This window comes from Bartonella sp. AA18HLJMS, assembly GCF_042197245.1.
In the GTDB taxonomy this organism is placed as follows: domain Bacteria; phylum Pseudomonadota; class Alphaproteobacteria; order Rhizobiales; family Rhizobiaceae; genus Bartonella.
The window spans coordinates 1-4,264 of the sequence record NZ_JBHIRP010000039.1 but is presented as its reverse complement, the minus strand read 5'-3'; the positions used below and the strand labels follow the sequence as shown (position 1 = coordinate 4,264).

4 protein-coding genes and 2 pseudogenes are annotated in these 4,264 nt (G+C 40.0%); 2 read left to right on the top strand and 4 right to left on the bottom strand.

Annotated elements, in window-relative coordinates; all coding sequences use genetic code 11:
* Positions 1-256: 256 nt before the first annotated feature.
* Positions 257-1,018 (bottom strand): annotated as a pseudogene (locus ACFINW_RS09545) (PBSX family phage terminase large subunit); the annotation flags it as partial.
* 175 nt (positions 1,019-1,193) lie between these two features.
* On the opposite strand from ACFINW_RS09545, the pseudogene ACFINW_RS09540 reads away from it, so the two are divergent.
* Positions 1,194-1,697: pseudogene (locus ACFINW_RS09540) on the top strand (integrase family protein); the annotation flags it as partial.
* Between the two features lie 570 nt (positions 1,698-2,267).
* Here the strand turns inward: ACFINW_RS09540 and ACFINW_RS09535 are convergent.
* From ACFINW_RS09535 to ACFINW_RS09525, 3 genes are all read right to left on the bottom strand, one after another.
* Entirely contained in the window at positions 2,268-2,552 is a 285-nt protein-coding gene (locus tag ACFINW_RS09535; protein ID WP_375641247.1) for a type II toxin-antitoxin system RelE/ParE family toxin, read from the bottom strand.
* Positions 2,545-2,763 carry a TA system antitoxin ParD family protein gene (locus ACFINW_RS09530; protein WP_005773872.1) on the bottom strand — a complete coding sequence of 73 codons (219 nt, stop codon included), beginning with the start codon at positions 2,761-2,763 and terminating at the stop codon, positions 2,545-2,547. The genes ACFINW_RS09535 and ACFINW_RS09530 overlap by 8 nt, the downstream gene beginning before the upstream one ends.
* 488 nt (positions 2,764-3,251) lie before the next feature.
* A complete protein-coding gene (locus ACFINW_RS09525; protein ID WP_375641249.1) occupies positions 3,252-3,935 on the bottom strand; it encodes a DNA adenine methylase in 684 nt (227 codons plus the stop codon).
* A 150-nt stretch (positions 3,936-4,085) separates the two neighbouring features.
* Between ACFINW_RS09525 and ACFINW_RS09520 the strand changes: the two genes are divergently transcribed.
* On the top strand, positions 4,086-4,264 hold a 179-nt coding region (locus ACFINW_RS09520; RefSeq protein ID WP_375674245.1), incomplete at its 3' end, for an Arm DNA-binding domain-containing protein.

The window sequence follows — 4,264 nt, the reverse complement described above, 5'->3', positions numbered from 1 at the left end:
AGTCCTTTCTTATACAAATTTTATCCACACACTCATCCCACTTGCTATGTGCAAACGAGTGGTTTTGATTGATTCAATATAAACAGATTTGAAATAAAAGAATCTTACGTTATTCGGGTCTTTAACTCAATATGAATAACGCTAGATTATCATTATAAATCAATAGCTTGCTACCAACTCACAAGCTTACGAAACAAACCTTCATGAGAGAGATCAGATACATTGCTGTCTTTCTCTAAATGTTCATCATCATGTATCATTCTGCCATCCATGAGGTACTCTCATATTCCGTTCTGCCGCTATAAGCTGGTCGCTTTTGTATTTCTTTTGGTGGTTTGTATGAAATACACATCAGTCCAAAGGCATCTGCCCCATGACTGGACCAATCATGCTCTGCTCCCAAGCCAATATTACGCTTCTCATCCCATTTCTCGTGATACCAGTTCAGTGCCTTACGTCCTGCTACTGTCGTCTTCTCATTAAACCAAACAGAAGGCAAAACACGGCGGACTGTTTCTATACGTATCTTAACAGCCCCTGCTCCCTGATTAGGGATAACTTTTGTTTGAAAGCCTGCCTGTTTAAGAGCGCTCTCAAAACTCACATTGTGCACACGGTCTCTGGTCGCACCATCATGGGGGAGAACCATCAATGCCTTCTCATAACCGTTTTGACGCAACCAACCGATATGTTCCGATAAAGGCTGCCCCTGTGCTTCGTAATAATCAAGCACTCTGATCTCTCTACCAACAAATTGCGCTATCCATATCGCTGTTGCATTTGCCTTGGCGCCCGTCCCCCCAATGTCCCAAAAAGCACGTATTTGCATTAAAGAATCACGAGCAACACGCCCTATCCGCCCCTCTTGCTCGGCTGCCAACATTTCCTTTTGATAATAAGCGCCTTGAACCGCTGTAAGATAAGCCCCTTCCCAGATATGCTTATAGGTCTCGGGGTGGTTTCTCAGATCATCCAATCGTGCTTCATTCAAGATCTTGGGAAACTTCGGATTGTCTGTTCAAGATATTGATTTATAATGATAATTCACTGTTTTGTATATTGAATGAGAGTCCCCAATATCGTAGGATTCTCTCATTTCAAAGCTGTTTATCTTTAATCAATCAAAACTACTCATTTGCACATAACAAGTGGGATGAGTGTGGGGATCAAATTTGTATAAGAAAGGACTTAAAATGGCTCTTATGAACCGTCTTAACGCAAGATCTATCGCAACATTGGGGGCTGGCAAATATAATGATGGCGCCGGCTTGCTTCTTCATAAGCGTAAAGATGGAGGTGCTCAATGGCTGTATCGTTATACCATTCATGGGCGCCGTCGTGAAATGGGCTTGGGGGCGTTGCGAAATGTTTCTTTAAAAAAAGCCCGTGAATTAGCAAATCAATGGCGTTCTGTTTTGCATGAGGGTCGTGACCCCATTAAAGAACGCAATAAACAAATTCGTCTTAATCTTTGTCTCAAACATGCGGCTGCTTTGGGTTTAGATGTTGATTTACAAGCAGTAACAAAAGCACAAGCTCTCTTAGGCAAACAACGCCATAAAATCAAAAACCTACCTGCAATGGATTGGAAAGATGTTCCCGCTTTTTATAAAACGCTTTGCCAAACAACAAACCCCACACAACTGGCTTTGCGTTTGCTTATCCTTACAGGGGTTCGTACCAATCCCTTGCGTCATAATGAAGCTATAGCAGATAGTAAGGGATTTTTCTATGGCATTAATATGACGTTGATGCAGCAGGCACGTGTAGCCTTTCCAGAGGTTGTACTTAAGACTGAGCTAAAATTAGCAAATTAAACCCTTCTTATTCGTATTTGCGCAAGAGAACTGAGGTGTAACTTGTTGAGCGTAGAAACACCATGCATGATTATGTGCGCATTGAGCTATAGGACTTAGTTGTATTTAGTATTTTGCGGCTTGAATTTACCGAGGAAAGTGCGAAGCGTTAAATTTATAACAGATGCTACTGACTTACCTCTAATCTAGTAAAGTTCTATCATGACAAAGCCATTTGTTGGGGTGTACGGAAGAGCTTTGTTTTTAACTCAAGTTAGAGGTATGTAATAGCAGATGAGTGCAGTACTCCTTTGCTGCAAAGTCCTCCAATCGGTTTAGCTAAAAATATTATGCCGCAATTAGGTGCCCAATATAGCTTGATCATGTCTATAAATTTTGGTTTAATACCTTTAGCACTGGAGAACTTTAGTAAAATTAATGCTGTGTGCCTCTATCAAGTTGTAAAATATATTATGCTTTAAGATCTCGGTAAAAATTTTCATGAGAGCCAAGTGCTAACAAGGTCAAAGTAATCGTGTGATCTTCATAGCTGTAAGCAAGCAGCGTCAATTGCTTGGCCATTTTAAATTTATAGACAAAAACACCAGAAAGATCACCTGTTTTGGCTTGACCAATGGTGGGCGTTTTCATAATGACGCGAACAGCTTGGTTTAGATCTTGTTTTTGGTTGGCATGCAGTTTTTTGACAGTTTTTTTAAATGAATGGGTTTGTAAAACTTGCATAGATTCAGCCAAATTCGAATGCTGTTACATCGCCATCTGCATTTTCTTGTTGTCCAAGTAAGATTGCTTGAATAAATTGAAAGGAGAGATCTGGATTTTCTTCGGCTATTTTGCCCATACGCGACCAATATTCAATTTGCTTAGGAACCGAGCGGCTATAAACAGACGCGTAACGCTTAGCCTCATTAATGAGATCATCAGACAGTTTAACAGTTGTAGCCATGACTATACTCCTACCTTACAATAAGGTGGTAATATAGTTCAAAAGGTGTTAAAAAGCAACCTTTGAAACACAATAACCTTAGCAGATCTCTAACACAATTCCTTCTCTCACAGCCATCTTTCTTAATATCTGAAAGAAGAGAAAATAAAAGATAAATTTAGAACTAAATGATCGAGAATAAGCTCTAAAAAGGTTCGGGATAGGCAGAAAATAAGTTAAAAGAATCAACGGAATCAAAATTCCCGAACTTCTATATAATCTATTGATTTTATATAAATATAGCATTCCTACCCCCTCCGCCACAGCACTTTTGTCGTGCTATAAATTATTGATTCTATATGTCTTGTATGTAACTTGTCAGCAGGTTTTGCAGCAATTCATTTTTAAAATTCACGTCTTTTTTAAAAAATTAAAGGGGTTTTCAAAGGGTCTTCAAAGGCCTTTCAAAGATCATTTAAAGACCCTTTAAGGCAGCTTTTTCTCCTTTGCTAAAAGTCGCAATTTGAGATGATGAGCTCTTGAGCTGGAATTGGATTATTTGAACTGCATGTATAAGATATGGTGACTTCTTTTATCTTAAATGGGCTAAAGCTTTTGCGAATCTCCGGCACATCATTGAGTGACAGAAGAAACTTTCCCTTTAATTGTGCAAGCAGTGTGGACATCCTCTGATAATCCTCTCGCTTAAACAAATCCTTGCCATAGTAATCCTCAACACCCCAATAAGGCGGATCAAGGTAAAACAAGATGTTGGGACGATCATAGCGCCTAATAAACTCAAACCAATCTAAATGTTCAATGGTCACACCTGCTAAACGACGGTAAATAAGCTTTAAGGAGGCTTCAAGTTTGAGACTATTAAACCGTGCACCACGGTGTGGATCAACTCCAAACGTCTGTTTTGCCACTTTGCCACCAAAACTCAACCGCTGCAGATATAAAAACCGCAATGCCCGCTCTAAATCTGTCAGGGTCTTGGGATCTTGGGTGCGTAACCGTTCAGACGCCTCACAGCTACTCACCTGGAACTCCAACAGATCCATGAAAGGGTAATAATGGCGTTGCAACACCCGAAAAAAATTCACCACATCACCTGAACGATCATTGATCACTTCATATAAAGGAACTAATTTTCTCCTTAAAGATACAACGTATTGATTTATAATGATAATCTAGCGTTACTCATATTGAATTAGACCCTCGAATAACGCAAGATTCTCTCATTTTAAATCTGCTTATCTTGAATCAATCAAAACCACACCTTTGCACGTCACAAGCGGGATGAGTGTGTGGATCAAATTTGTATAAGAAAGGATTTAAAAATGGCTCTTATGAACCGTCTTAATGCAAGATCTGTCGCAACATTGGGGGCTGGCAAATATAATGATGGTGCCGGCTTGATCCTCCATAAGCGTAAAGATGGTGGTGCTCAATGGCTTTATCGTTATACCATTCACGGTCGGCGCCGTGAAATGGGCTTGGGCGCCTTAAGACATGTCTC

Bases quoted from the DNA above. Each gene is read 5' to 3' on its own strand.
- ACFINW_RS09530 (WP_005773872.1), bottom strand. From the start codon at position 2,763: ATGGCTACAACTGTTAAACTGTCTGATGATCTCATTAATGAGGCTAAG.